24 protein-coding genes are annotated in these 24809 nt (G+C 55.4%); 10 read left to right on the plus strand and 14 right to left on the minus strand.

Going from position 1 to position 24809, the window contains the following annotated elements; genetic code table 11:
- Positions 1-8: 8 nt before the first annotated feature.
- The 6 genes from AUQ41_RS15500 to AUQ41_RS15525 form a co-directional block, all read right to left on the minus strand.
- Positions 9-1151 (minus strand): alpha-hydroxy acid oxidase, encoded by a 1143-nt coding sequence (locus AUQ41_RS15500; protein ID WP_063089196.1) that lies wholly within the window; start codon positions 1149-1151, stop codon positions 9-11.
- Positions 1148-2659 (minus strand): tripartite tricarboxylate transporter permease, encoded by a 1512-nt coding sequence (locus AUQ41_RS15505; protein WP_063089197.1) that lies wholly within the window; start codon positions 2657-2659, stop codon positions 1148-1150. The genes AUQ41_RS15500 and AUQ41_RS15505 overlap by 4 nt, the downstream gene beginning before the upstream one ends.
- Before the next feature lie 15 nt (positions 2660-2674).
- Positions 2675-3130 (minus strand): tripartite tricarboxylate transporter TctB family protein, encoded by a 456-nt coding sequence (locus tag AUQ41_RS15510; RefSeq protein ID WP_063089198.1) that lies wholly within the window; start codon positions 3128-3130, stop codon positions 2675-2677.
- Between the two features lie 177 nt (positions 3131-3307).
- Positions 3308-4258 carry a tripartite tricarboxylate transporter substrate binding protein gene (locus AUQ41_RS15515; RefSeq protein ID WP_063089199.1) on the minus strand — a complete coding sequence of 317 codons (951 nt, stop codon included), beginning with the start codon at positions 4256-4258 and terminating at the stop codon, positions 3308-3310.
- A 212-nt stretch (positions 4259-4470) separates the two neighbouring features.
- The gene (locus tag AUQ41_RS15520) at positions 4471-5151 is read right to left on the minus strand and encodes an RraA family protein (protein ID WP_063089200.1); all 681 of its coding nucleotides are present in this window, start codon (positions 5149-5151) and stop codon (positions 4471-4473) included.
- 5 nt (positions 5152-5156) lie between these two features.
- Positions 5157-6197: a hydroxyacid dehydrogenase gene (locus tag AUQ41_RS15525; protein ID WP_063089201.1), complete on the minus strand. Its 1041-nt coding sequence runs from the start codon at positions 6195-6197 to the stop codon at positions 5157-5159.
- A gap of 167 nt (positions 6198-6364) precedes the next feature.
- On the opposite strand from AUQ41_RS15525, the gene AUQ41_RS15530 reads away from it, so the two are divergent.
- From AUQ41_RS15530 to AUQ41_RS15560, 7 genes are all read left to right on the plus strand, one after another.
- The gene (locus AUQ41_RS15530; RefSeq protein WP_063089202.1) at positions 6365-7258 is read left to right on the plus strand and encodes a LysR substrate-binding domain-containing protein; all 894 of its coding nucleotides are present in this window, start codon (positions 6365-6367) and stop codon (positions 7256-7258) included.
- A gap of 161 nt (positions 7259-7419) precedes the next feature.
- Positions 7420-8370 carry a sugar-binding transcriptional regulator gene (locus AUQ41_RS15535; RefSeq protein ID WP_063089203.1) on the plus strand — a complete coding sequence of 317 codons (951 nt, stop codon included), beginning with the start codon at positions 7420-7422 and terminating at the stop codon, positions 8368-8370.
- Between the two features lie 198 nt (positions 8371-8568).
- Complete coding sequence (locus tag AUQ41_RS15540) at positions 8569-9879, plus strand: sugar ABC transporter substrate-binding protein (protein ID WP_040823061.1); 1311 nt, start codon at positions 8569-8571, stop codon at positions 9877-9879.
- A 150-nt stretch (positions 9880-10029) separates the two neighbouring features.
- A complete protein-coding gene (locus AUQ41_RS15545) occupies positions 10030-10902 on the plus strand; it encodes a carbohydrate ABC transporter permease (RefSeq protein ID WP_008889800.1) in 873 nt (290 codons plus the stop codon).
- Positions 10903-10911: 9 nt separating this feature from the next.
- Positions 10912-11742 carry a carbohydrate ABC transporter permease gene (locus AUQ41_RS15550; protein WP_008889799.1) on the plus strand — a complete coding sequence of 277 codons (831 nt, stop codon included), beginning with the start codon at positions 10912-10914 and terminating at the stop codon, positions 11740-11742.
- Positions 11743-11781: 39 nt separating this feature from the next.
- The gene (locus AUQ41_RS15555; RefSeq protein ID WP_063089204.1) at positions 11782-12789 is read left to right on the plus strand and encodes an ABC transporter ATP-binding protein; all 1008 of its coding nucleotides are present in this window, start codon (positions 11782-11784) and stop codon (positions 12787-12789) included.
- Between the two features lie 78 nt (positions 12790-12867).
- Positions 12868-13638, plus strand: coding sequence for an SDR family NAD(P)-dependent oxidoreductase (locus tag AUQ41_RS15560; RefSeq protein WP_008889797.1), 771 nt, complete (start codon positions 12868-12870; stop codon positions 13636-13638).
- 96 nt (positions 13639-13734) lie between these two features.
- Here the strand turns inward: AUQ41_RS15560 and AUQ41_RS15565 are convergent, their stop codons facing one another.
- The gene (locus tag AUQ41_RS15565) at positions 13735-14973 is read right to left on the minus strand and encodes a winged helix-turn-helix domain-containing protein (RefSeq protein WP_063089205.1); all 1239 of its coding nucleotides are present in this window, start codon (positions 14971-14973) and stop codon (positions 13735-13737) included.
- A gap of 175 nt (positions 14974-15148) precedes the next feature.
- Here AUQ41_RS15565 and AUQ41_RS15570 point away from each other — a divergent pair, with 175 nt between their 5' ends.
- Positions 15149-17071: an SLC13 family permease gene (locus tag AUQ41_RS15570; protein WP_063089206.1), complete on the plus strand. Its 1923-nt coding sequence runs from the start codon at positions 15149-15151 to the stop codon at positions 17069-17071.
- Here AUQ41_RS15570 and AUQ41_RS15575 read toward each other — a convergent pair.
- Complete coding sequence (locus AUQ41_RS15575) at positions 17051-18010, minus strand: LysR substrate-binding domain-containing protein (protein ID WP_083952861.1); 960 nt, start codon at positions 18008-18010, stop codon at positions 17051-17053. The two genes, AUQ41_RS15570 and AUQ41_RS15575, sit on opposite strands and share 21 nt — an antisense overlap.
- Positions 18011-18105: 95 nt before the next feature.
- Between AUQ41_RS15575 and AUQ41_RS15580 the strand changes: the two genes are divergently transcribed.
- Positions 18106-18990, plus strand: coding sequence for a DMT family transporter (locus AUQ41_RS15580; RefSeq protein ID WP_063089208.1), 885 nt, complete (start codon positions 18106-18108; stop codon positions 18988-18990).
- Between the two features lie 63 nt (positions 18991-19053).
- On the opposite strand, the gene folD is transcribed toward AUQ41_RS15580, so the two are convergent.
- Genes folD through AUQ41_RS15595 form a run of 3 tightly spaced genes read right to left on the minus strand, consistent with a single transcriptional unit; the run spans position 19054 to position 20616 of the window.
- A complete protein-coding gene (gene folD, locus AUQ41_RS15585; RefSeq protein ID WP_063089209.1) occupies positions 19054-19953 on the minus strand; it encodes a bifunctional methylenetetrahydrofolate dehydrogenase/methenyltetrahydrofolate cyclohydrolase FolD in 900 nt (299 codons plus the stop codon).
- Positions 19950-20282: a DUF167 family protein gene (locus AUQ41_RS15590; protein ID WP_063089210.1), complete on the minus strand. Its 333-nt coding sequence runs from the start codon at positions 20280-20282 to the stop codon at positions 19950-19952. Before AUQ41_RS15590 ends, folD begins: the two co-directional genes overlap by 4 nt.
- 37 nt (positions 20283-20319) lie before the next feature.
- On the minus strand, positions 20320-20616 hold the full coding sequence (locus tag AUQ41_RS15595) for a YggT family protein (RefSeq protein WP_008889791.1): 297 nt from the start codon (positions 20614-20616) through the stop codon (positions 20320-20322).
- 277 nt (positions 20617-20893) lie between these two features.
- On the opposite strand from AUQ41_RS15595, the gene AUQ41_RS15600 reads away from it, so the two are divergent.
- Positions 20894-21487: a DNA-3-methyladenine glycosylase I gene (locus AUQ41_RS15600; protein WP_063089211.1), complete on the plus strand. Its 594-nt coding sequence runs from the start codon at positions 20894-20896 to the stop codon at positions 21485-21487.
- On the opposite strand, the gene AUQ41_RS15605 is transcribed toward AUQ41_RS15600, so the two are convergent.
- The 3 genes from AUQ41_RS15605 to AUQ41_RS15615 form a co-directional block, all read right to left on the minus strand.
- A complete protein-coding gene (locus AUQ41_RS15605; protein WP_063089212.1) occupies positions 21484-22533 on the minus strand; it encodes a LacI family DNA-binding transcriptional regulator in 1050 nt (349 codons plus the stop codon). The genes AUQ41_RS15600 and AUQ41_RS15605 overlap by 4 nt on opposite strands.
- Before the next feature lie 116 nt (positions 22534-22649).
- On the minus strand, positions 22650-23261 hold the full coding sequence (locus tag AUQ41_RS15610) for an alpha-ketoglutarate-dependent dioxygenase AlkB (RefSeq protein WP_063089213.1): 612 nt from the start codon (positions 23259-23261) through the stop codon (positions 22650-22652).
- A gap of 95 nt (positions 23262-23356) precedes the next feature.
- Positions 23357-24808 (minus strand): efflux transporter outer membrane subunit, encoded by a 1452-nt coding sequence (locus AUQ41_RS15615; protein WP_063089214.1) that lies wholly within the window; start codon positions 24806-24808, stop codon positions 23357-23359.
- Position 24809 lies beyond the last annotated feature (1 nt).

Consider the following 24809-nt stretch of genomic DNA (forward strand, 5'->3'; position numbering starts at 1 on the left):
TGATGAGCCTAATGTGTCATCAGAATATCGGCCTCAATCTCGGACAGGGTAGTTTTCCCCAGAAGTCCAAGATCACGGTGCAATTCGCTTTTCAGGATCTCAACTGCCTGGCTGACGCCACGTTCCCCGTCAACCACCGCTGCGTATAAGAACGGCCGCCCGACAAATACAAATGCAGCCCCAAGGGCAAGTGCCTTAAGGATATCTGTCCCGCGCCTGAAGCCGCCATCGACCATAACCGGCATATTGCCTGCAACCGACACTGCATTGGGTAAGACACGCATCGGCGAAACGGCACCGTCAAGTTGCCGACCACCGTGGTTCGACAGGACGACGGCATCGCACCCAACTTTGGCAACTTCACCTACATCAGTAGCAGCCAAAACCCCTTTGACAATCAGCTTGCCCTGCCAATGATCTCGAATCAGGCGCAAATGGTCCCAATTCAGGTGATCTTTTCTGCCGAAATCACGCATGACATTGCGTGCCATGATCGGGGCACCGCGTGTCGCATAGGAATTTTCAAAATGTGGCATACCCTTTGTCATAAGGGTTTTCGCGAAAGTTCCCAAAACCCATCCGGGATGGGTGGCAAATTGCCACAGTGTTTTCGGGGTTAATCGCAAGGGTGTTGAAAACCCGGCTCTAAGGTTATTCTCGCGATTAGCCAGAACCGCGGTATCAACGGTCAAAACCAGCGTCTTGAAGCCGGTCCGCTTGACCCTGTCAACAAGAGCCAGGATTTTGTCGTCCTCGCCAGGAAGATAGGCCTGAAACCAGCTATCTGGATTGGCCTCATGAACCGCTTCCATTGGGGTTAATGATGATCCACTGAGCACCATCGGAATGTTGTGGCTGGCCGCTGCACGGGTAAGGGCGTGATCACCGTCGTAGGCCATCAAGGCCGATATCCCCATCGGGGCAATACCAAACGGCGCGTCATAGGTCTTGCCCAGCAGGTCGCATGAAATGGATCGCCCTGACACGCCCCGCAAAACCCTGGGCACAAAACCCCATTTGCCGAAAACATCCCGGTTGTCACGCAGCGACGAAGACGTTTCAGCAGCACTTGAGATATAGGTAAATAGAGGATGCGGGAGGCGGCTTCTTGCAGCCGCCTCAAAATCATCCAGACAAAGATATCTGCTCATTTTGCAGAATCATCTTCCGATTTCCGTTTGCGGATCACGCGCATGACAAGCGGTCCGACAATAACTGATACAGTAACGGCAATGATGATCTGGCTCGTGCCGTTCTGCCACAGTGTCGACCAGTCATTCCGGCCAATTCGAAGCGCAAGACGCAGGTTCTCTTCGGCAAAACTGCCAAGAATGAGACCGAGAACCACGGGCGGCAGCGGGAATTTCAGCTTGTCCATGAAATAACCGACCACCCCGAAGCCAAGCGTCAGGTAGACATCAAACATTCGTCCGTTGATGGAATACACACCGATAAAGACAAGTGCGATAATAATTGCGCCAAGCATCGGGCGCGGAAGACGCAAAACCTGAGCAAAGCTGTTGGTAGCAAGTGACCCGCCAAGAAATATCAGAAGAATTGCCCCGAACAGGAACTGCCACATAAAGCCGAAGACCAGGTCAGGATTGTCGCGGAACAACATCGGTCCGGGCTGCAAGCCATGGATAAGCAAGCCGCCAAGCATAACAGCAGCGACAGACGTTCCCGGAACCCCCAAAGTCAGGGCGGGGATCATGGCCGATGCGGTGTCGGCATTGTTCGCGGTTTCGGCCGCGGCAACGCCTTCTGGTTCGCCGTTACCCCAAGCCTTGGGGTTTTTTGATGCCCGACGTGCTTCGTTATAGCTAAGGAACGCAGCCATAGAGCCACCTGCTCCGGGCAGGATACCGATCAGCACCCCGATCACACTGGAACGCAGCCATGTTTTCCAGAAACCAAGCATACTTGGGATGGCTTTCCAGATACTGCCCGTACCCAGATTAAACTTGCCCTTCACTGTCTCGAAATCAGCATTTTCCAGAAGATCGATTGCCGGCGGCAAGGCATAAAGCCCAACCAGCAAGACAACGATATTGATCCCGTCAAGCAGTTCAAGATGATCAAAGGTCAGTCGCTCGTAACCGGTGATCGTATCCGAACCGACAACGGAAACCGTGACACCGAAAGCGGCACTGATCAGCCCCTTGATCGGATCGCCACCCAGAAGGAAGACAATTGACGATAGACCAAACACCGCGACCCAGAAAATTTCGGCAGGCCCGAAAAGCAGGGTCACCTTCGAGAGTGGCGGTGCCAGCAACATCAGAACAATTGCCGATGCAATTCCGCCGATGGCCGAAGAAACAACCGCGACCTGAAGCGCAAAACCACCGCGGCCTGACTGCGCCATCGGGTAACCATCAAAACTGGTCGCAACAGCGGCCGGCGTGCCAGGAATACGCAACAATACTGCCGGGATCGCCCCGCCATACATCGCGCCGTTATATATCCCGGCCATCATGCCAAGTGCGACCAACGGATCAAGGCCGAAGGTAAACGGGATCAAAACCGAAATCGCCATCGTGGCGCTCAGCCCCGGAAGTGCACCAACGCAAATCCCGGCGATAACGCCAACGACAACGGAAAGAACATTGGCCCAACCCAGAACATTCGGCAGAGCATCAATCAAATTCGCATACATAAAGGCTCTCCGGCGTCAGGACTGGAAGAATTCTGGCGGAAGGCTCTGGTTCATCAGAACCAGGAAGATCAATGCGATGCCGCCAACAAAAATCAGCGTCGCAAGGGCAATACCCTTGGGATTGCGATAGCCAAAAAGCCAGGCGACCGCAGGCAGCATGATTAATGTCGAGGTGTAAAAGCCGATTGTCGCAACAGCCAGAACGTAGAGTCCGACACAAAACACCACGAGCAGAAACCGCGGTAACGAGGAAAAGACCGGCTTGACCGCGATGGCCTCGCTCCGGATCAGATTACGCACAATCATCAACACCGAAAGCGCGATAATCGTGCTGAGCATCGCCACCGGCAACAATGCGCTCATTTCGGGCATGTCGGTAACTTTGGTGAGGAGCCACGCACAGGCAGCAATCATTACAACACCGGCAATGTTGTCAGGTTGCAATATGCGTGAACCGGTTTGGTTCGTCATTTTGCTGGTCTCGACTGATTTGAACCCGAATGCTTGCTCATGTGGATCCGACGGGTAGTATTGATCCCGTCTGGTGCAAGACAAGTGACGCAATTCAGGTCTGTTTTGGGAAATCGCCAAAGAGGCACATCGCACCTCTTTGGCTGTCATCGTGGAACCTTAATCTACCTCGAAGGATTACTTCCAGGGAGTGGTTTCCCAAACCGATTTGGCGAAGTCATACTGTTCCTGATTAAGCGCCTTGAAGTCGTCGCCAAGAGTCAGTTTCACCGGATTACCAGATGCAAGCATCGCCTTAGAGAACTCAGGATCATCATATGCCTTCTGGAAGGCATCCAGAAGTTTGCCACGTACATCTTCTGGTAGATTTAGCGGTGCGACAAAGCCACGAAGAGAACCGTTTACAACGTTTACTCCCTGCTCGGTAAAGGTCGGAATGTCATCTGCTAGGCTTGAACGCTCCTCGGTGGCAACACCAAGGATGTTGAGCTCTTCGCGGAAGCCGAGAACTTCCGAAAGGTTGAAGATGCCCATGGCAACATGACCACCCATCACAGCGGTACGTGCCGGTGCGGATCCCTTGAACGGCGCAATGGTGAATTCGGCACCGCTGCCATTTTGCAGGCGCATCAGGAAGAAGTGGTCATCCCCGCCCAGGCTCGACATGCCAACGGTGATTGCACCCGGATCTGCCTTGGCAGCAGTCATCAGCTTTTCCATGGTGTCGAGCTTGCTGTCCTTTGCAGTCACGATCACGTTCGGATCGTCAACGACGTTGGCAAGATAGGTGAAGCTGTCGGCGGAATAATCAGCCTTGCGGTCAAGCGTACGAGCCATCATGCCCGGCAGGTTGAAGGTGCCAAGCGTGTAGCCGTCCGGATCAGCATTAGCAACTTCGGTCACACCGATCTGACCACTGGCGCCGGGCATGTTTTTGACAACAACCGTGACACCATCACCCAGATAACGCTCAAGGAACGGCGCAACCGTACGTGCCATAACGTCGGTACCACCACCGGCGGAATAACCGACGATGATTTCGATTTTCTTTTCCGGATATTCTGCATGCGCGTTGGATGCAAAAGCAGCAACAAGGCACGCAGATGCAATAATCGTTTTGAATTTCATTTTGGTTTCCTCCCGATTGATTAATTCAACCCTACATCACGACTTTTTATTTATGAAAGTGAATATAAATTCATTCTTTCAACAGTTTTTCTTATTTTATGATGCAGGCATTTTCGCTCTACATATGAGACATCATTGACATCTCTTGATCTTGGCATCCTGAACAATTCATAAATGCCAAACACTTAACGCACTTCACTTCAAACTCGAAATCAAGCTGATATGATCTCGACACCTGCCGCGACCAGCGCCTTGTCGACCCAAGAACGGTCGTTGGTGCGTTCTTTAATCTGCTGCATCTGACGTTCTTCGGCGGCCTGCTTCGCCAAGGTGGCCTCAAGCACGGTTTCGGCGTCGTTGACCGGCACTGCCAAAACACCATCAGAATCACCAAGGACGAGATCACCGGCTTCAATGGTCATGCCATCAATCGAGATGGTCGCGTTGATCTCACCTGGCCCGAACTTGTAAGGGCCGCGATGGGTAACCCCGACCGCATAAGTTGGCAGATTGACGCTTCTGAACGCATCAAGGTCGCGCAGGCTGCCATACAGAACAAAGCCGGCAACGCCGCGGTTGATTGCATGTGCGAGCATCAGCTCACCCATCAGTGCATTGTTCAGATCGCCCCCGCCATCAACAACGATGACGTCGCCGGGCTCTGCAATATCAATGGCCTTGTGTAGCATCAGATTGTCACCAGGACGGCATTTGACCGTAAGTGCCGGACCGGCAAGAACACCATCGGTGTGCATCGGACGCAGGTTGGTGCCGCCCGCATATAGACGGCTCATGCAATCGCTAACATTGGCGACCGGCAAGACGCGGAACTTTTCCACCAGCTCTGCCGAGATTCTGTGTTTACGTGGAAAAATACGATTTCCGACAGTCATTCTGCTCACCCTTTCTCGAACAGTTTTGCATCTACACCTGACGTCAACAGTCGGGCTGTTCCCGAAGCAAAAATCTCGGGATTGACGATGCGTTCTGCAGCAATTTTCTTGCCCGCCAGCAAATCAAGGATCCCCTCTACGGCCAGAAGACCAACCCGTCGACCGGCCGCCGCCGTAACCCCGCCGACATGCGGGGTGACAACAACTGTTCTCTCGTTCATCAGCGGGTTATCAGGCGACGGTGGTTCCTGCTCGAACGTATCAAGACCAGCACCGGCGATATGTCCGCTTTGCAACGCCATCAGCAAATCGGTCTCACTGATCAGGCCGCCACGTGCGGTGTTTATCAGATAGCTTTGCGGCTTCATGATCTGCAGGCTTTGCGCGTTGATCATGTGCTGTGTCGCAGGCATCAACGGGCAATGCAGACTAACGATATCTGCGATGGCAAGAAGTTCGTCGACACTCGCTATCCGCTGCACACCTTCTGCGGCAAATACGCTGTCCTGTGCCATCGGGTCATAGGCAACCACATTCAGTCCAAGTCCGCGTCCAAGGCGAGCCGTGTGCTGTGCAATGGCACCGAACCCGACCAAGCCAAGGGTTTTTCCGGCAATCTCTACGCCGAGGAAACCCGGCTTTTCCCAGCGCCCGTCGCGTAGGCCAGACACCAGCGGCACAATCTGTTTTACCGTCGCAAGCAGCAAGGCAATGGTATGTTCGGCGACCGAAAGGGCGTTTGCACCCGGCGCACGCACAACGGCAATCCCGCGCTCGGTTGCTGCATCGACATCAATGTTGTCAACACCCGCGCCGTGCTTGGAAATAACCTTGAGATCGGGGGCCGCATCCATAGCAAGCGCACCGAATTTTCCCATCCGAGATACAACGCCCTGGGGGCGGAACCGGGCAAGGTGATCGGTCAGCACGTCGTCTGTCGGGTAAGGCGGGGTATGAATACGATTAATACCAGCCTGCTCAATCAGTGCCGATGCTGCCGGATCCAGGTCCGGACCGGTGACGAGGATGTTTACAGGCTCAGTCATTGGCCCACTCCCTCGCACGGGCGTGGATAGAGGTCACCCTGCATGTTTCTTCCCTAATTTGATTCTTGTTTGTTTTGCCTTTTCGGCGTTAGGGAAGATTAACAATAGATTTTTTATATTACAGCGAATAATATTTCCGCATAAATTAAGAAAATCTGGTGCAATTTATGGATACTCGACAACTAAAGACATTGGTCGCCGTTTCAGAACAAGGTACCTTTGCCCGCGCTGCCGAAATCGTCCACCTCACGCCATCGGCTGTCAGCCAGCAAATGCAGGCGCTCGAACAGGAAATGGGTGTCAGTCTGTTTAACCGTGACACACGCCCACCGACGCTGAATGCACATGGCCTCCAATTGCTTGAAACCGCGCATTCCGTATTGCGCACTGTTGAAGAAACGCGAAGTGCCCTGCACGGTGAACGCAAAAGCGGAACGCTCAGCATCGGATCGGTGCGCACCAGTACCATTGGGCTTTTGCCAAAGGCCATCGTTTCGCTGCGCTCGACCTATCCCGATTTCCGCATCAATTTGCGTGTCGGTTTGTCGAGTTCCATGATCAGCGATGTTCAGGCCGGGCGTCTGGATATGGCGATCGTTGCCGAACATCTTGGTATTCCGCAAGGTATGGTCTGGCGACCGTTTATTCGCGAACCGCTTATCGTGATCGCCCCTCTTGGCACGCCCGATATGGATGCTCGCGAAATCCTTGAAACACTTCCGTTCGTACGATTTCGCGCCAATGTTCCGCTGGCCCATCTGATTGATCTGGAACTCTCAAAGATGGGGATCGTTACAACCGACACCGCGGAGATCGATACAATCAGTGCCATTGTCGAATGTGTTGTTGCCGGGCTTGGCGCCACGGTTGTGCCCCACATTGCCGTTCAGGAGCATAATGAAAATCTTCTGATCCGGCCATTTGGTGATCCGCAAGTTTATCGCCAGATCGGGGTTGTACAGCGTATGGCATCAGCAAAGATGGACCTGATGAACCTGTTCCATGACGAGCTTGCAAGCCTTGCCGGTGAATTCGGTGTTCCGCGCGAAACATCAACATAAGCAGTTCAACGAAAGAAGCCGTTCAAGGTTCTGACATCCCGTAAAACGGTTCGTACTGGTCAGGGCCGCCAAAAGGCGCTAGGGAAAAAGAAGACAAATTTTCAAAATCAAAAAATACCTGTTCGCCTTTTGGCAACAGATCAAAAAGTCCGGGGAATGAGATGGTCAAACGCACCCGCAAGGAAGCGGCACGCCTCGATGAAGCAGCCCGCGCTGGCTGGCTTTATTACTGTGCTGGCAACACGCAAGATGAAATCGCCCAGAAGCTTGGCGTGTCACGCCCGACCGCACAGCGTCTGGTGTCTGCAGCCGTCAGCGAGGGGCTGGTAAAGGTTCGCCTTGATCACCCGATTGCGCGTTGCATGGAACTGGGCAAGGCGATCTGCGAGACCTATGGCATTGCCGGTTGCGATGTGGTGCCAACCGATCCGGCGGCACCCGATGCGATGTTTGGCATGGCGCAGGCGGCGGCAAACTATCTCGAACGTGCGCTGCATTCCACCGAACCAAAGATCATCGCACTTGGTACCGGCCGTGCCATGCGCGCCATGGTCGATGAAATCGGGCGTATTGATGCCTATCATCACAAGATCGTCTCCCTGGTCGGCACCATTGCCCATGACGGGGCGGCCAGTTTCTATGACGCGGTGACGGATCTTGCCGACCGCACCCGTGCGCCGCATTACCCGTTGCCCATCCCGGTGATCATTGCCGATCCGCAGATGCGCGAACGCATGCAGCAACAGCCCCCGATGGACAATATCCTCAAACTCGCGCGCGAAGCCGACATCCGCTTTATCGGGGTCGGGCATCTGGGCGATGATGCACCGCTGCATATTGACGGCTTTATCTCGAAAGACGAGCTGGTGTCGCTGCGCGAAAGTGGCGGCATCGGCGAAGTGATCAGTTGGTCGTTTGATCAGGACGGCAATATCCTCGATCATCCGGTCAATCACTGTGTCACCAGCGCGCCGGCTGTCCAGCCCGCAACCAACACCATTGCAGTCGCCAAGGGTGCGAAAAAGGTTGCCGCGATTCGCGGTGCAATGCGTGGCCAACTGATTTCAACGCTGATTACCGACGAAGCCACTGCGGAAAGTTTGCTGCGCTAGCACGCGGCATTTTTCACCCACACAGCAAATAGTTCTGCGCCCTGCCACCCATATCGGCAGGGCGTTTCTTTGTGCGCCGCAAAAACGATTTTGTTTGACAAGCAATAGCGAAATTGAGTGAATGCTCATTACCTGAACAAATGATCAATGTGGGCAACCGAAGTTGCTCAGCGGGTAAATAGTCCTTTGGGAGGAAATATGAAACGCGTAATGGGAGTAGCGCTTTGTGCGCTGCTGGCAGGCGGTGTTGCACACGCCAATGCCGAAACGAAACTGACCATCGCTACCGTCAACAACGGTGACATGATCCGCATGCAGAAGCTGACGGATGATTTCACCTCCAAGAATCCTGACATTTCCCTTGAGTGGGTCACGCTCGAGGAAAACACCCTGCGTCAGCGCGTTACCACTGACATCGCCACCAAAGGCGGTCAGTATGACGTCATGACCATTGGTACCTACGAAGTGCCGATCTGGGCTGAAAAAGGCTGGCTCGCACCGCTTGATAATCTTGGTTCCGACTATGACGTCGATGACCTGATGCCTGCGATCCGCTCTGCCGTTTCCAACGATGGCCAGCTTTATGCTGCACCGTTCTACGGCGAAAGCTCGATGATGATGTACCGCACCGACCTGTTCGAAGCTGCCGGTATCGAAATCAACGGTCGCCTGACCTGGGACCAGACCCTTGAAATCGCCAAGAAACTCCACAAGCCTGACGAAGGTGTCTATGGCATCTGCCTGCGTGGCAAGGCCGGCTGGGGTGAAAACATGGCGCTGATCACCACCATGGGCAATGCCTTTGGTGCACGCCTGTTCGACGAGAACTGGAACCCGACCTTCGACAGTGCCGAGTGGAAAAATGCACTCGACATGTATACCAACGTACTTGGTAACTACGGTCCTCCCGGTGCGACCTCGAACGGCTTTAACGAAAACCTTTCGCTGTTCAACTCCGGCAAGTGCGGCATGTGGATTGATGCCACCGTTGCGGCATCCTTCGTGACCAACCCCAAAGAATCCAAAGTTGCAGACAAGGTCGGCTTCACCGAAGCTCCGTGCGCTGTCACCTGCACCGGCGCCAACTGGCTCTGGGCTTGGAACCTTGGCATTCCGATGGGTTCCCAGAAAGTAGAAGCTGCTCAGAAGTTCATCTCCTGGGCGACCTCGAAAGCCTATCTGGAACTGGTTGCCTCCAAAGAAGGTTGGGCAAACGTACCGCCGGGCACCCGTATGTCGCTTTATCAGAACCCGAAATATCTTGAAGCGGCACCGTTCGCAGACGAGACCCTTCTGGCGATCGACAGCGCAGACCCGATCAACTCGACCCTGGAACCGAAGCCGTATGTTGGTGTTCAGTTCGCTGCAATCCCTGAATTCCAGGGTATCGGCACCACGGTCGGTCAGCAGTTCTCCGCAGCCCTTGCAGGTCAGATGAGTGTTGAAGAGGCCCTTTCGGCCGCTCAGTCCAGCACTGATCGCACCATGCGCAAGGCTGGTTACTACTGATACACTACCCAGACCGGACTTCTGCCCTTGATGCGATATCCGGTCTGAACCTCCTTGACCTGAGAGAAACTTGGGTGGTGGTTGCAAAACACACCACCCTTTTTTTCCCTTAAAGTCACGGATCGAAACGACAATTTCGGGGAGCACATCATGTCGACACGGGCCTCGACCCTTACCGGGCGTATCATGTCCGCACCGTCGATCATCGTCCTGTTCTTGTGGATGGCCGTCCCGCTGGGCATGACGATTTACTTCTCCTTCCTGCGCTACAACCTGTTGTCGCCGGGAATGGAAGAGTGGATCGGTACACTTAACTACGAATTCTTCCTGACAGATCCCGCATTCTTCGCGTCCCTTACCAACACTCTTTTGCTGGTCGGGTCTGTTCTGGTCATCACGGTGGTGGGTGGCATCCTTCTGGGTCTGATGCTTGATCAGCCGATCTTCGGGCGCGGTGTCTTGCGCCTGCTGGTGATTGCACCGTTCTTCATCATGCCAACTGTGAATGCGTTGGTCTGGAAGAACCTTTTGATGGATCCGGTGTCAGGCATGTTTGCCTGGATCGCCAGCCTGTTCGGGCTGCCCGCGATTGACTGGTTCACCAATGCACCGCTGACCTCGATCATCATCATGGTGTCCTGGCAATGGTTGCCCTTTGCCGTTTTGATCCTGTTGACTGCCCTGCAATCGCTTGACCGCGATCAAAAAGAAGCCGCCCAGATGGACGGTGCCGGTCCGGTCGCGATCTTCTTCTATATCACCCTGCCGCACCTTAGCCGTGCGATCACGGTGGTCGTTCTGATCGAAACCATCTTCCTGCTTACCGTCTTTGCCGAGATCTTTGTCACCACTGGTGGTGGCCCGGGCCTGGCAACGACCAACATCGCCTTCCTTGTTTATACGCAGGCGCTGTTGCAGTTCGATGTTGGTGGCGCATCTGCCGGCGGCATTGTCGCGGTCATTCTGGCCAATATCGTGGCGATCTTCCTGATCCGCCTCATCGGCAAGAACCTGGACAAATAGGGGCACGACATGGAAAGCAAACAAACACCCCTTGGCTATGTCAGCTTCTCGGTCTTCGCGTGGATCGTGGGTCTTCTGATCTTCTTCCCGATCTTCTGGATGGTGCTGACCAGCTTCAAGACCGAACTCGAAGCGGTGTCCATCCCGCCGAGCTTCATCTCGTTCGACTGGACACTGGAAAACTATGCCGAGGTCCAGCAACGCTCGAACTACTTCAAGTTCGCCATGAACTCGGTGATCCTCGCGGTCGGCTCCACCCTGGTCGGTCTGGTCTTTGCCGTGACCTGCGCATGGGCAATGGCGTTTAACCCGACCAAGCGGACCAAGGACGCCCTTCTGTGGATGCTGTCGACCAAGATGATGCCGCCGGTCGGCGTTCTGGTCCCGATCTATCTGGTGTTCCGCGATTGGGGACTGCTTGATACCCGCTTTGGTCTGATCATGGTTCTGTTCTTGATGAACCTGCCGATCATGGTCTGGATGCTCTACACCTATTTCAAGGAAATCCCGACCGACATCCTCGAAGCGGCCCGCATGGATGGCGCAACCCTGCCCAAGGAAATCATCTTTGTGCTGTTGCCCATGGCAGTTCCCGGCATCGCATCGACCATGCTGCTCAACATCATTCTGGCATGGAACGAAGCCTTCTGGACGCTCAACCTAACAACGTCCGATGCAGCCCCGCTGACAGCTTTCATCGCGTCTTATTCAAGCCCAGAGGGCCTGTTCTGGGCGAAGCTTTCAGCCGCATCGACGCTCGCGGTTGCCCCAATTCTCGTGATTGGCTGGTTCTCTCAGAAACAGCTGGTTCGTGGTCTGACATTCGGCGCGGTCAAGTAACCGCAGCCTGATAGCAATCTGGAAAGAAGGAACACCAAAATGGGTGCTATCCGACTGGAAAAAGTCAAGAAAACCTTCGGCACACTCGATGTTATTCCCGGTGTCGATCTTGATATCAATGACGGTGAATTCGTGGTTTTCGTCGGTCCGTCGGGCTGTGGCAAATCAACGCTTCTGCGACTGATTGCAGGCCTTGAAGACGTCACCGATGGCAAAATCCTGATCAACGGAACCGATGTCGCCAACGAGGCCCCGGCCAAACGCGGCCTGTCCATGGTCTTTCAGTCCTATGCGCTTTACCCGCATATGACGGTCTATAACAACATTGCCTTTGGCCTGAAAATGGCCGGTGAAAGCAAGGAAGTTATCGAAGAGAAAGTCCAGTCTGCGGCCAAGATCCTGAACCTGACCGACTATCTTGAACGTCGTCCGGGCGCACTATCGGGTGGTCAACGTCAACGTGTTGCCATTGGCCGTGCGATTGTCCGTAACCCGGCGGCCTTCCTATTTGACGAACCGCTTTCCAACCTTGATGCGGCGCTGCGTGTGAACATGCGGCTCGAAATCACCGGTCTGCATCAGGAACTGAAAACCACCATGATCTATGTGACCCACGATCAGGTCGAAGCCATGACCATGGCCGACAAGATCGTGGTCCTTCAGGCGGGCCGTGTTGAACAGGTCGGCAAGCCGATGGAACTTTACAACAACCCGACAAACAAGTTTGTCGCGGGCTTTATCGGGTCACCGAAAATGAACTTCCTGGGCGGGGAGCTTGCCAAAAAATACGATTGCCACGAAATCGGCATTCGCCCGGAACACTTCGCGGTCAGCACCGAAAAGGGTGAAATCCCGGCAACCGTCAAGATCGCCGAACACCTTGGTGCCGAAACATATCTTCATGTCGAAGCCGACGGTCTCGGTCCGATGACGGTCCGTGCCACCGGGGAAATCCCGCTTGGCGAACATGACAAGATTTTCCTGACCCCGGAACAGGATCGCATCCATCGCTTTGATGCCCAAGGGCTGGCGCTGGCCAAATCCTGATACGTGCAAAAACCGGATCGCGATGTCCCACAAACATTGCGATCCCGTCTTACCAACCTAGCCACTTGTGAGTCCAAAATGTATCTGAAAAAGTTCGATCTTACGGGCCGTCGGGCCTATGTCACTGGCGGCGGTCGTGCCATCGGCCTGTCCTGCTGCGAAGCTCTGGCAGAGGCCGGCGCCCATGTCATCATCGGTGACATCAGCGAAGGTGTTGCCGAAGAAGGCCGAGATTACCTGAAATCCAAAGGTTACTCGGCTGATATCGACATCATGGATGTCACCAACACCGATCAGGTCCGTGCAAGTGCCGAAAAGATGGCCAAGCAGGGCGGCGTTGATATCCTGGTCAACAATGCCGGTATCGCACGTTCGGAAACCCCGGCGGAAACCGTCACCGATGAACATTGGCTTAATGTCATTGACGTCAACCTGAACGGCACCTTCTGGTGCTGCCGTGAATTCGGCAAGCAGATGCTTGAAAAGAAAAACGGCGTCATCGTCAATGTCGGTTCCATGTCTGGCTTCATCGTCAATAAGCCGCAGGAACAGGCCTATTACAATGCCTCCAAGGCAGCGGTCCACCACCTGACCAAGTCGCTGGCGGCCGAATGGGGCAACCGTGGTGTACGCGTCAATGCCGTCGCACCGACCTATATCGCAACCCCGCTCAATGAATTCGTAAAATCCAAGCCGGAAATGTATGACGCATGGATCAACGGCACCCCGATGGCCCGTCTGGGCCTGACCGAGGAAATCGGATCGGTTGTGCTGTTCCTTGCCTCTGATGCTTCCAGCCTGATGACCGGGTCCATCGTTCTGGCAGATGGGGGTTACACCTGCTGGTAAGGCCAGGTGAAACAATATGACCACATTGTCCTGAAGCTTTTGTGGTCAGCCAGTTCGACGGATAAACGGGGCGCGGATGTGGGACCTGCGCCCCGTTTACCTTATGGGCACACTGGCAAGATACTTTGAAAAGTCATTGGCGGGCATCACCTCGACCCCGCCCAGTCCCAGAAAGACGGCCAAGCGTTGCAGATTTTCCATCAACGGCCCGGCAACATCGCCGGCCCCCGCATGGTCTTCAAGATGCGCACTCTGCACCCTAAGCACCCCGGCCTGCCGATCTGATTTCAAATCCACCCGGGCAACAAATTCGCCGTTTAACATGAATGGCAAAACGTAATAGCCGTATTGGCGTTTCTCGGCCGGAACATAAATCTCGATCCGGTAGTTAAAGCCAAATATCCGCTCCACCCGATCGCGTTCCCACATCACCGGATCAAACGGCACCATCAGGCATGTCGGCTTGGCACGTGACCGCGGATTGACCTTCGGGCACAGATAGCCTGCCTGTTTCCAGCCTTCGACGTCGGCCTGCAACAACCGGCCCTCTTCGACCAGTCGCGGCAGACAGGCCTTGGTTTCATCGGTTGGCAGACGGAAATATTTGCGCAGATCTATCTCGGCGGCGACCCCCATGGCGGCAATCCCCTGACAGATCAGATCGCACATTGCATCCTGTCGATCCCGGTCGGGTTCGTGTGCCGCGTCGCCAATGATCCGATGCGGCAAATCATATTCGCGCTCAAAACTGCTGCGCCGTTTGCGCGCCATCACCTGCCCGCTCCAGAACAGATATTCCATCGCGGTTTTGGTATTCGACCAACCCCACCATTTCTCGCTGCTACGCCCCTCAGTCTCAAGCGAACTGGCCGCGACCGCGCCCTCTTGGTCAATATGGCGCAGGATGTTGTCAATCAGATCGGGTTGTTCGCGCTGAACCCGCGCGATCCGTCCCCATGTGCCCATGCCCTGTTCGGCATCACGCATCCGCCAACGATAAAGCGGATAATCCTCAACCGGGATCATCGATGCTTCGTGGCCCCAATATTCAAACAGCTTGCGCTGGCGCGCCGTCCCCCAGACCATTTCATCAAGCATCTTCGGGTCATAAACGCCCAACCGCGAAAAGATCGGCATGTAATGCGCCCGTGTCAGGACATTGACACTGTCGACCTGCAACATATTGGTCGCCCGGATGGTTTTAAGGATCTGGCGCTTGGTCACATCCCGGTCGGGATTGGCGGCAAAGCCCTGCCCGACAAGTGCCAGGTTACGCGCCTGTTTGGCAGATATCGAAACGGTCGGGGACGGGGTGGCAGCACTGTCAATCGGCATCAGGACACACTTGGAAAATCGAATAAAAACAGGTGCATGCTAACACACGCTCCTGACAATTCTGGCAGGATGATTTTGCCGTCGTTCGCACGGACGAACTTGACCGCGCATCGCCGCCCTCATAGGCTTCAATCCTGATCGCGACAAAAGCGCCCCAACAAACAGGACAGCCCGAATGAGCACCCCGCAAATCATGATTCTGGCCGTGCTGCTTGGCACCGTTGTGCTGTTTTTATGGGGGCGCTGGCGCCATGATATGGTGGCGATGGCATCCCTTCTGGTTTGTGTGGTTCTGGGTTTGGTTCCGACCGACGGGGCCTTTGTCGGATTTGGCCATCCGGCCGTGATCACGGTCGCCTGTATCCTGATCCTGTCTTCCGCCCTGCAAAGGTCGGGGGCGGTTGATACCCTTTCGCGCACTGTCCTGCCGCAATCGGCCGGGCCGTTTGTCACCATGGCAGCTCTCAGCCTTCTGGCCGCCATCCTGTCAGCCTTCATGAACAATGTCGGGGCACTGGCCCTTTTGATGCCGATTGCCCTTCAGATCGCCAACAAACAGGACTTGCCACCAGGCAAAATCCTGATGCCGCTTGCCTTTGGCTCGATCCTTGGCGGCATGACGACGCTTATCGGCACGCCCCCCAACCTGATCGTTTCGGGCTTTCGGGCCGAGGTAAACGGGGCAGGATTTTCGATGTTTGATTACAGCCCGGTCGGCGTTGCCATCGCCCTTGCCGGACTGCTATTTGTCATTCTGCTGGGCCGCTTTCTGGTGCCGACCCGCCAACGTGCCGGTGCAGAAGGGTTCGAGACCGGGTCCTATTTGACCGAGGCCCGCATCACCGAGGGCAGCAAGGCCATCGGCATGTTCATGCGCGACATCAATGACGAGCTTGAAAAGTCGGACGCGCAGGTGATCGGCCTGATCCGCAACGAACGCCGCATTCCGGCACCAAGCCCCTATCGCGAACTGCAACAGGACGACATCCTGTTGATCGAAGCCGAACCCGAAGGACTGGCAAGTGCCCTGTCTGGCCTTGAGCTGACCCTGGAAGCCGAACTGCGCAGCGAAGAAGCCAACGCCGAACAAAAGGAAGAGGCCAAGGAACAGGTCCGCGCGCAAAAGGCGCAAAAGGCAGCCGAAAAATCCGGTGACGCACCAAAGGCTGACGCCGAAAAGGAAGACGCCTCCAAATCGGAGAAAAAGGACTCTGATACAAAGAAAACGGCCCTTCAGTCAGACGATATCTCCCTGATCGAGGTCGTGGTCCTGCCGAACGCCTCCTTCATCGGGCGATCTGCGGCCGATATCCGCATCCGCAGCCGCTATGGCATCAACTTGCTGGCCCTGTCCCGTCAGGGACACCGTTCGATGTCACGCTTGCGCACCATGAAAATGCAGGCCGGGGACGTGCTTTTGATGCAAGGCACGCCTGCGGCCATTAACGAATTTGGCAATCGCCTGGGCTGCGCGCCGCTTGCCGAACGGTCGCTCAACCTTGGCGACAAGACACAGGCCCTTAAGGCTACCGCCATCATGGCCGTTGCGATTGCGCTTGCGGCCTTTGGCATCCTGCCTGCCGCCATTTCGTTTGCACTTGGCGTGCTTGCCACTTTGCTGGTGGGTGTGGTCTCGCCGCGCACCCTTTATGATGCGGTCGACTGGCCGGTGGTTGTGTTGCTGGCCGCGCTGATCCCGGTCGCCAATGCCATGGAAAGTACTGGCAGTGCCGATCTGATTGCGCGCTTCCTGCTCGATACCGTCGCACAAGGAAGCGCGCCAGTTGCCCTTGCCCTGATCCTTATTGTCACCATGACGCTCTCGGATTTCATGAACAATGCCGCAACCGCCGCCGTCATGTGCCCGATTGCGATAGGCAGTGCCGCCCAACTCGATGCCAGCTCCGACCCGTTCCTGATGGCGGTTGCCATCGGCGCATCCTGCGCCTTCCTCACCCCCATCGGCCATCAGAACAACACCCTCATCCTCGGCCCCGGCGGCTTCCGCTTCAGCGACTACTGGCGCCTCGGCATGCCGATTGAAATCATCGTGGTTGCAGTTGGCGTGCCGATGCTTCTATGGGTTTGGCCACTTTAGTTTGTCAGTTTGGCTTTCATCAACGACCCATGAAACGAATTGTTCGGCATAGCTATCGTCACCCCCGTCACCCTCAGGGGAGCTGACTGCAAAGTAGCCATATCCATTGCGGTAACTGCGCTCAAAAGGCTCAACAAGGATACCAGATGCCAAGGCCTCGGTTACCAGCGGCCTGCCCACCAAGGCGATGCCTTGCCCGGCAATTGCGGCCTGAACCACAGCATTGTAATCATTGAACCGTACACCGCTGCCAAGCGTCAATGCCGGTCCACCGACAAGCTGCAACCAGCGCTGCCAACTGACCTGAATTTGCGGCGATTGCGTCCAATCAAAATGCAACAAAGGAAACTCGGCAAGCAGTGCGATATCAAGCGGACGCTGCCTGCCGGGGATCAGTGACGGACTGCAGACGGCAATGGTTTCGTCTTCAAAAAATCTGACGGATTTCAGATCGCCCCGAACTTCGTTTGTATAACGCAACGCGACATCGGCATGACCATGCGCCATATCGGCAAAGCGCGTTGTGGAATCCAACAGAATATCAATATCGGGATTGCGCGCCTGAAAGCGGCCAAGACGCCCAACAAGCCATGCCTGCGCGAAAGACGGATCAACCGAAATTCTCAATTGTCGCCGTCCGTCATACTCCCGTATTTTGCGCATCCCGACGCTAAGATTTTGAAATGCGATATGAAGCTCGGCCAAACCCGCCTCGGCGGCTTGGGTAATGGCAATGTTTCGACCCTCCCGAATGACCAGATCCTGACCAATCACGTCCTCCAAACCGCGCACCAACTGATGAACAGCAGCGGGGCTGACACCGAGCTCTTCTGCGGCCAGTTGAAAGCTCCCGTGTCGGGCAACTGTTTCCAGTGCGCGGATGGATTTAAGCGACGGCAACCAGCCAGACACGCCAGACTTTAGTTTTTCTGAATTCATTTCACATTTCAAATGATTGGCTTTTGGCAATCTTACCTAAGAACATTGGATCAGATGATACACCCTGAACAATGACAACTTAACTGAACTTAAAAGTGAAACATAAACATCTGCTTCTGGCGACCCTGATGTCGGCTATCTTTGGCATGGGTTGGGTTCTGGCGAAGTCCGCCCTCGACTACTTCCCGCCCATCCTCTTGGCGGCATTTCGCTTTGGCGTCGCAGCCATCGTATTGATCTGGTTTGTCAAACCGCCATACGGCCAGATGCGCACTATCGTGCTCATTTCGGTTCTGGCGATTACGGTGCCTTATGCCATGATCTATGTCGGCCTTAAGGACCTTGATGCATCGACAACCATTCTTCTGGTTCAACTGGAAGCACCGGTTTTGATTATGCTCGGTGCCATCATGCTTGGAGAAATGCCAGGCTACAGAAAAGCCATCGGGACCATGATCGCATTTTCCGGAATCGTTCTGATCGCCGGTGACCCGCAGGTTCGAACCAATATCATCGCGGTTGCATGGGTACTTGGAAGCATCCTGACATGGGCTGTCGGGCAAATTAAAATCCGCAAACTTGGGGAAACAGGTGGATTGCGCAATCTGGCATGGATATCGGCCTTTGCGTCCCCACAATTGCTTTTGATCTCTGCATTTTTCGAAAAGGATCATATCGACTTGATCCTTAATGCCGCGCCGACGATCTGGGTGACCGTTATCTATCTTGGCATCGCGATGACTGTTGGCGGTATCGGCATCTGGTATCACCTGATTGGAAAATACCCCGTGGCGTTTGTCAGTCCGTTTTTGTTGCTGGTGCCTGTTACGACAATCCTTGGCGGGGTTTTATGGCTTGATGAGGAGCTCACGCGAATGTCGCTGATCGGTGGTGCTGTTGTGATTGCCGGTGTGGCTCTCGTGATCGTCGAACGCCCGACCGCACGAAATCGATACAATGCTGCCATCACCGACAAATAGCCTGGTTTAAAAACAAAAGGGCAGCCGATGGCTGCCCTTTGTAATTTCGCTGATGCCTGTCGCTTAGCTATCAAAACCAAGGTTCGGCACTTCAAGGCCATTCGCACGGCAAGCCGAAATCAGGGTGTTGTTCAGAAGACACGCGATGGTCATCGGGCCGACACCGCCCGGAACCGGGGTGATGGCACCGGCCACCTTGGAGGCGGTTTCAAATTCGACATCGCCGACCAGCTTCATTTTGCCTTCAGCACCTTCAACGCGGTTGATGCCAACATCAATCACGGTGGCACCCGGGGCGATCCAGTCACCCTTGATCATGTTCGGGCGGCCAACGGCGGCAACCACGATATCGGCACGGCGGACTTCCTCAGGCAGATCACGGGTACGCGAATGCGCGATCGTGACCGTGCAGCTTTCCTTCAACAGAAGCTGCGCCATCGGCTTGCCAACGATGTTCGAACGGCCAACCACGACCGCACGCTTGCCCGACAGATCCCCAAGGGTATCTTTAAGCAACATCAGGCAGCCATACGGCGTGCAGGGCGCGAAACCTTCGCCACCCGTTGCCAGTGCGCCGGCATTCACAACGTGGAAGCCATCAACATCCTTGGCCGGGTCGATGGCGGCCAGAATGGCCTGCTCGTTAATGTGCTTGGGCACCGGAAGCTGACACAGGATGCCATGGACATTTTCATCGGCATTCAGCTTGGCGATCAGCGCCAGCAGGTCTTCTTCGCTGGTTTCCGCCGGAAGCTTGTGCTCATAGGAATTCATGCCGCATTCAAGGGTTTGTTTGCCCTTGTTGCGGACATAGACCTGACTGGCGGGGTCTTCGCCGACCAGAATGACGGCCAGACCCGGTGTTACGCCATGTTCGGTTTTAAGTTTCGATACTTCGGCTGTGATGTCGGTGCGCAGTTTGGCTGCGAATGCCTTGCCGTCTATGATTTTCGCGTCACTCATATGTCTGTCCGCCCCGTGAGTTGGGATATTTTCGCCATCAGCTCTTCGGGATTTCCGTCGATCAGCAGCGTTTTGGTGCGATCAGTTTGCCCGGAAACAATCCTGACCGACGATTTAGGACATTTGGCCGCTTTTGCCAAAAGTTTTATCAGCGCCTGATTGGCCTTGCCGTTTTCCGGCACCGCCGTCACCGATACCTTAAGCCACTGCTGCCCGTCAGCGTCGGCCACCACATCGCCAATAGCATTGCACGATGCCTTTGGTGTTAACCGAACAAACAGCCGAACCCCTGATGGCTCGGACCGTAACACGGGCGCGTGATCAGACATTGTCTAAATGAGACATTTTACTAGGCGAAATGAGACATCAATATCCGACAAGCGCCATCCGGACATCGGTCTGGATCAGCATGTTGGCGAACTGCAAAATCAGGATCAGGATGATCGGCGAAATATCGATGCCGCCAAGATCGGGCATGATCCGCCGGATCGGGCGCAATACCGGTTCGGTAACCCGATAGAGGAAATCACCAACCAAATAAACAAACCGGTTGCTGGTATTGATCACGTTGAACGCCACAAGCCATGACAGGATTGCAGATGCAATCAGCATGAAAATGTAGATCCCCACCACAGTGTCAATAAGCCAAAAAATCGCCAGCATCGCCGCTCCTTACAATCGCCGGGCGCACGGATGCTTTGGGCCCGGAAAGATGTTTGCACGCAGCAAAACCTAGTCGGCAATTGCCCCCAACGCAAGCACACAGCGTTGATTTTGCCGCAAATGAGGGGAAGTTTTCATCGCTTTGTGATCATGCTCACCAACCGGCTTGCCAAAACGCCTGCCAGAAACTGTCAGGAGATGTCAGGCGCACCCCGATTACAGCTTGCGGGTTTGCATGCTCCACGGCCAGAATGCGGGCATTCAAGGAGGAAGACACATGCCAAACACTGATCATCAGCACCACCCGCGCTGCGGCTGGGCCCTGAGCCATGCCGACAAGCCGTTCTATGTCGATTATCACGACACGGAATGGGGTGTGCCGGTGCATGATGACCGACATTTCTTTGAAATGCTGATCCTTGAAGGTGCGCAGGCGGGCCTGAGTTGGCTGACCATTCTGGCACGGCGGGATACCTATCGCGCGGCTTATGACAATTTCGATGTGAACAAGGTCGCGGCCTATGACGCGGCCAAGCAGGAAGCCCTTCTGGACGATCCGGGGATTATTCGAAATAAATTAAAAGTCGCGGCGTCTATTCAAAATGCGCAAACATTCATCGCCATCCAGAAAGAGTTCGGAAGCTTCGATTCCTACATCTGGTCATTTGTAGGAGGAATGCCGGTGATCAATCACTGGAAGCGCATGTCGGACGTTCCGGTTTCGACCGACCTCAGCGACAAGATTTCCAAGGATCTGAAAAAACGCGGCATGAAGTTTGTCGGCACCACGATCATCTATTCCTTCCTGCAGGCCACCGGGATCGTGATGGACCACACGACGGATTGTTATCGCTATGCTGAGCTCGCCTAGTTGGGGGCCTGAGTAGACCCGCGCAGCAACAGGCTGGTTTGCAGGGTGATGGTTTTGCCCGGTTCATCCGATAGCGCCATTTCGGCGGCAAGCCGGCCTTTTTCCACCGAATCCTGATGCATGGTCGTGAGTGGCGGGTCGGTGCGTTCGCCAGCGACAATACCGTCAATACCAATGACCTTGAGATCGCCCGGCACGTTGCGCCCGACGGCACGCGCGGCGTCAATTGCGCCGATGGCAATCACGTCCGACATGGCGAGAATGCCGTTGATTTCGGGATGGTCTGCGAGGAGCTCTGTCGTCATTTGCGCACTTTGTTCGGACTGGTTGTCGCATTCGATATGCACAACATCACTTGCGGCAATTCCGGCGGCCTCAAGCGCCGCGTGATAGCCCGCCAGCCGTTCGCGCACCACCCGGTGGCTGGCTGCCCCCAGACGGTTGGGGCTCATCGGGCCGAAATGATCGTGCTCGGTTGCCTGCAGCGACAGAATGGCGAATTTCGAGGCCCCGCATTCAAGCAGATGCCGGGCCGCATTTTTCGCCGCCGCGAAGTCATCAAGCACCACGGTGCCCGCCGCACCGGCAATATCTGTATCAATGCTGATCAAGGGCTGATTGCGGCGCTGGATGGCAGCGATGATGTCGTTATTATCGGAATAGCAATGCACCAGAAAGGCATCGACCGCGGCATTATTGACCGCGGCAATCGCTTGTTCGGGGTTGTCGGCCGAAATGATCATGACATTGACACCGTGGCGGGCGCATTCGCGCCCGATCCCGCGCAGCAGCTCAATCGCCACCGGATCAGTAAAGGCATATTCAAGATTATCGGGAAATACGACACCCAGCGCACCCGCCTTGCCGGTGCGGAGCATGCGCGCCATGACATGTGGCCCGCGATAACCCAGTTCGCGCGCGGCTTCGAAGATGCGTTCGCGGACTTCCGGGCGGACCAGATCAGGCTTGCCAAACGCATTGGAGGCTGTCCCCTGCGAAACCCCGGCAGCCTTGGCGACATCCAGAAGTTTTACGCGTTTTGCCATGCGTGCCTTATCCCCGAAACTGTCGTGTGTGATCTTTACCCAGTTGAATTGCCGACACTATAGCCAGAACCAGCACGATACTACCAGAACGCATTGCCACGTCAGGATACGATCGTTTATCGGCTTTCGGGGCGGGTATTGCGGAAGGTCAGGTTGATCCGCGGCCCGACCTGACGCGCCGTTTTGGGCAATTGATGCAGCCAGCAATGCTGGGTCGCGCCTGACATGATCAGGGCCGAGTTATGCGGCAAATCAATGCTGAGGCGATCACCGGTTTTCTTGTGGCGGAAATGAAACCGGCGTTCCTGCCCGAAGGTCAGGCTGGCAATCACCGGGTTTTCGCCCAGAACTTCCTCATCATCGGCATGCCAGGAAACGCTATCGCGCCCGTCACGATACTGGTTGAGCAGCACGGTGTTAAACGACGCCCCTGCCAGTTCTTCGGCCAAGGTGCGTAACGGGGCAACAATAGAGGGGAACGGGCTTGCCGGGTGGTACACCCCGCTATAGCGATAGGCGACTTCGCCATACCAGGCGGTCAGGCGCGGGACCGGGATTTCCTTGCCATGGAGTTTGGCAATTTCCTGTTGCCAGACAATGTTGCTTTGAAGCCGGGCAAAGGTCTTGTCGGCTTCATCAGCATCCATGATGTCACGCAGCAACAACACTTCGCCATCAAAGGGCAAAAGGTTGCGTGGTGGTTCATTGGCAAACAGATCGCCGGTCATGGTTTTCCCCGGAATACAGATTGCCAAAGACCTAGGATGAACGGCGGCGAAACTCAAGCCACAGTTTGCTGATATGTGCTTTGCCGCAACAGGTTCTAGCCGTTTACCAACGTCACACCGGCCTCGTTGGCATAACGTTCAACATCCTCGACACTCAGTCCCGCCGCGCTATAGAGATTGATGGTTTCAAGTTCCAGATCGGTTTCGGAATCGGCCAATGATTGCAGGGATGTGGTCAGACTGCGCTGGGAATCGAGCACATCAAGAAAGTCCGACAGGCCCTGTACGTAGCGCACGCGGGACTGTTCAAAGGCATCGCGGTGATATTGCACCGATGCGATCAGGGAATCGCGCTGTGCAACCGCCCCGACATAGCCGTAAATCGCACTTTCGACTTCCTCAATCGCGGTCAGAAGCGTCTGACGATAGGTCAGGAAGGCCTGTTCAGCCTCTTCCTCGGCCACCGTGATATTCGCACGCCGTTCGCCGCCATCATAAAGCGTCGCATCGATCAATGCCCCGATGGCCGCCATCGCGGTGCGGACAATCGGGCCTGTACCATAACCGGTCACCCCAAGGGCAAGCGACCCATCAAGGGTCAATTCCGGATACAGCGTTGCGGTTTCCACCCCGATTTGCGAGGTCGCGGAAATCAGCGCCAGCTCGGCCGCGCGCACATCTGGCCGACGGCGGAGCAAATCGGCCGGAATGCCAATTGGCGGGCTGCTTTGAAATTCGGGCAGTGGCGATGCATCCAGCAACAGATCACGATGGGTGCCCGGCTGTGCACCAACCAGAATGGAAATCGCGTTGATCGACCGGTCAATCGTGGTCTGCAGGATCGGAACCGTCGCCTCAAGATCGGCGACCTCGGCGCGTGCCCGAGAAAGATCAAGCTCGGAACCCAGGCCGGTTTGCAAACGGACCTGCACGATGTTGCTGGTCTGGCGTTGCAGATCAAGCGAGTCCCGCAAAAGGGCAAGACGCCGCTGCGCCCCGCGCAGTTCGATATAGTTGCGGATGATGTCGGCAATCATGGTGCGATAGACGTCTTCGCGCAGGTAAACCTGTTGAAGATAATCGGCCTCAGCGACTTCTTCCTCGCGCGTCTGACCGCCCCAGATATCGGCGGTCCAGGACAAATCAATGCCCGCACCATAGCCCATATCGGTCACCTGATCGCCACTGGCGCGGCTGGAGGTCGATCGGCTGGCCGAACCATCCACCGACGCGCCGACCTGTGGCCCATTCGCCCCGGCAACGCCACGTGCAGTCGCCGCAGCCGCACGGATGCGACTGATTGCGATCTGAAGATCAATATTGTTTTCGACCCCTTCATTAATCAGACCATTTAAAACCGGGTCGGTGGTGCTTTCCCACCAGCGGTCCTGTTTGCTTTGATTGGCGGCAATTACCGGGATTTCCGGGGTGTAGGCGCCGACAAGATCGAATTTCGGCGCGGTATAATCCGGCCCGACAGACTGACACCCGACCAGCGCGACCAGAAGGGCAATTCCCGAAATCGCAGAAATGTGAGGATTATTCATA

Origin of the sequence: Thalassospira sp. MCCC 1A02898 (assembly GCF_001618185.1) — a bacterium.
Taxonomy (GTDB): domain Bacteria; phylum Pseudomonadota; class Alphaproteobacteria; order Rhodospirillales; family Thalassospiraceae; genus Thalassospira; species Thalassospira tepidiphila.

What these genes read in the sequence shown, in the direction of transcription:
- AUQ41_RS15510 (WP_063089198.1), bottom strand. Translation starts at nt 3,130, where the DNA reads ATGACGAACCAAACCGGTTCACGCATATTGCAACCTGACAACATTGCC.
- AUQ41_RS15540 (WP_040823061.1), top strand. Translation starts at nt 8,569, where the DNA reads ATGAAACGCGTAATGGGAGTAGCGCTTTGTGCGCTGCTGGCAGGCGGT.
- AUQ41_RS15595 (WP_008889791.1), bottom strand. Translation starts at nt 20,616, where the DNA reads ATGCTGGCGATTTTTTGGCTTATTGACACTGTGGTGGGGATCTACATT.
- AUQ41_RS15545 (WP_008889800.1), top strand. Translation starts at nt 10,030, where the DNA reads ATGTCGACACGGGCCTCGACCCTTACCGGGCGTATCATGTCCGCACCG.
- AUQ41_RS15575 (WP_083952861.1), bottom strand. Translation starts at nt 18,010, where the DNA reads ATGAATTCAGAAAAACTAAAGTCTGGCGTGTCTGGCTGGTTGCCGTCG.
- AUQ41_RS15605 (WP_063089212.1), bottom strand. Translation starts at nt 22,533, where the DNA reads ATGGCAAAACGCGTAAAACTTCTGGATGTCGCCAAGGCTGCCGGGGTT.
- AUQ41_RS15590 (WP_063089210.1), bottom strand. Translation starts at nt 20,282, where the DNA reads ATGTCTGATCACGCGCCCGTGTTACGGTCCGAGCCATCAGGGGTTCGG.
- AUQ41_RS15520 (WP_063089200.1), bottom strand. Translation starts at nt 5,151, where the DNA reads ATGACTGTCGGAAATCGTATTTTTCCACGTAAACACAGAATCTCGGCA.
- AUQ41_RS15555 (WP_063089204.1), top strand. Translation starts at nt 11,782, where the DNA reads ATGGGTGCTATCCGACTGGAAAAAGTCAAGAAAACCTTCGGCACACTC.
- AUQ41_RS15500 (WP_063089196.1), bottom strand. Translation starts at nt 1,151, where the DNA reads ATGAGCAGATATCTTTGTCTGGATGATTTTGAGGCGGCTGCAAGAAGC.
- AUQ41_RS15525 (WP_063089201.1), bottom strand. Translation starts at nt 6,197, where the DNA reads ATGACTGAGCCTGTAAACATCCTCGTCACCGGTCCGGACCTGGATCCG.
- AUQ41_RS15535 (WP_063089203.1), top strand. Translation starts at nt 7,420, where the DNA reads ATGGTCAAACGCACCCGCAAGGAAGCGGCACGCCTCGATGAAGCAGCC.
- AUQ41_RS15515 (WP_063089199.1), bottom strand. Translation starts at nt 4,258, where the DNA reads ATGAAATTCAAAACGATTATTGCATCTGCGTGCCTTGTTGCTGCTTTT.
- folD (WP_063089209.1), bottom strand. Translation starts at nt 19,953, where the DNA reads ATGAGTGACGCGAAAATCATAGACGGCAAGGCATTCGCAGCCAAACTG.
- AUQ41_RS15570 (WP_063089206.1), top strand. Translation starts at nt 15,149, where the DNA reads ATGAGCACCCCGCAAATCATGATTCTGGCCGTGCTGCTTGGCACCGTT.
- AUQ41_RS15610 (WP_063089213.1), bottom strand. Translation starts at nt 23,261, where the DNA reads ATGACCGGCGATCTGTTTGCCAATGAACCACCACGCAACCTTTTGCCC.
- AUQ41_RS15615 (WP_063089214.1), bottom strand. Translation starts at nt 24,808, where the DNA reads ATGAATAATCCTCACATTTCTGCGATTTCGGGAATTGCCCTTCTGGTC.
- AUQ41_RS15530 (WP_063089202.1), top strand. Translation starts at nt 6,365, where the DNA reads ATGGATACTCGACAACTAAAGACATTGGTCGCCGTTTCAGAACAAGGT.
- AUQ41_RS15505 (WP_063089197.1), bottom strand. Translation starts at nt 2,659, where the DNA reads ATGTATGCGAATTTGATTGATGCTCTGCCGAATGTTCTGGGTTGGGCC.
- AUQ41_RS15565 (WP_063089205.1), bottom strand. Translation starts at nt 14,973, where the DNA reads ATGCCGATTGACAGTGCTGCCACCCCGTCCCCGACCGTTTCGATATCT.
- AUQ41_RS15600 (WP_063089211.1), top strand. Translation starts at nt 20,894, where the DNA reads ATGCCAAACACTGATCATCAGCACCACCCGCGCTGCGGCTGGGCCCTG.
- AUQ41_RS15550 (WP_008889799.1), top strand. Translation starts at nt 10,912, where the DNA reads ATGGAAAGCAAACAAACACCCCTTGGCTATGTCAGCTTCTCGGTCTTC.
- AUQ41_RS15560 (WP_008889797.1), top strand. Translation starts at nt 12,868, where the DNA reads ATGTATCTGAAAAAGTTCGATCTTACGGGCCGTCGGGCCTATGTCACT.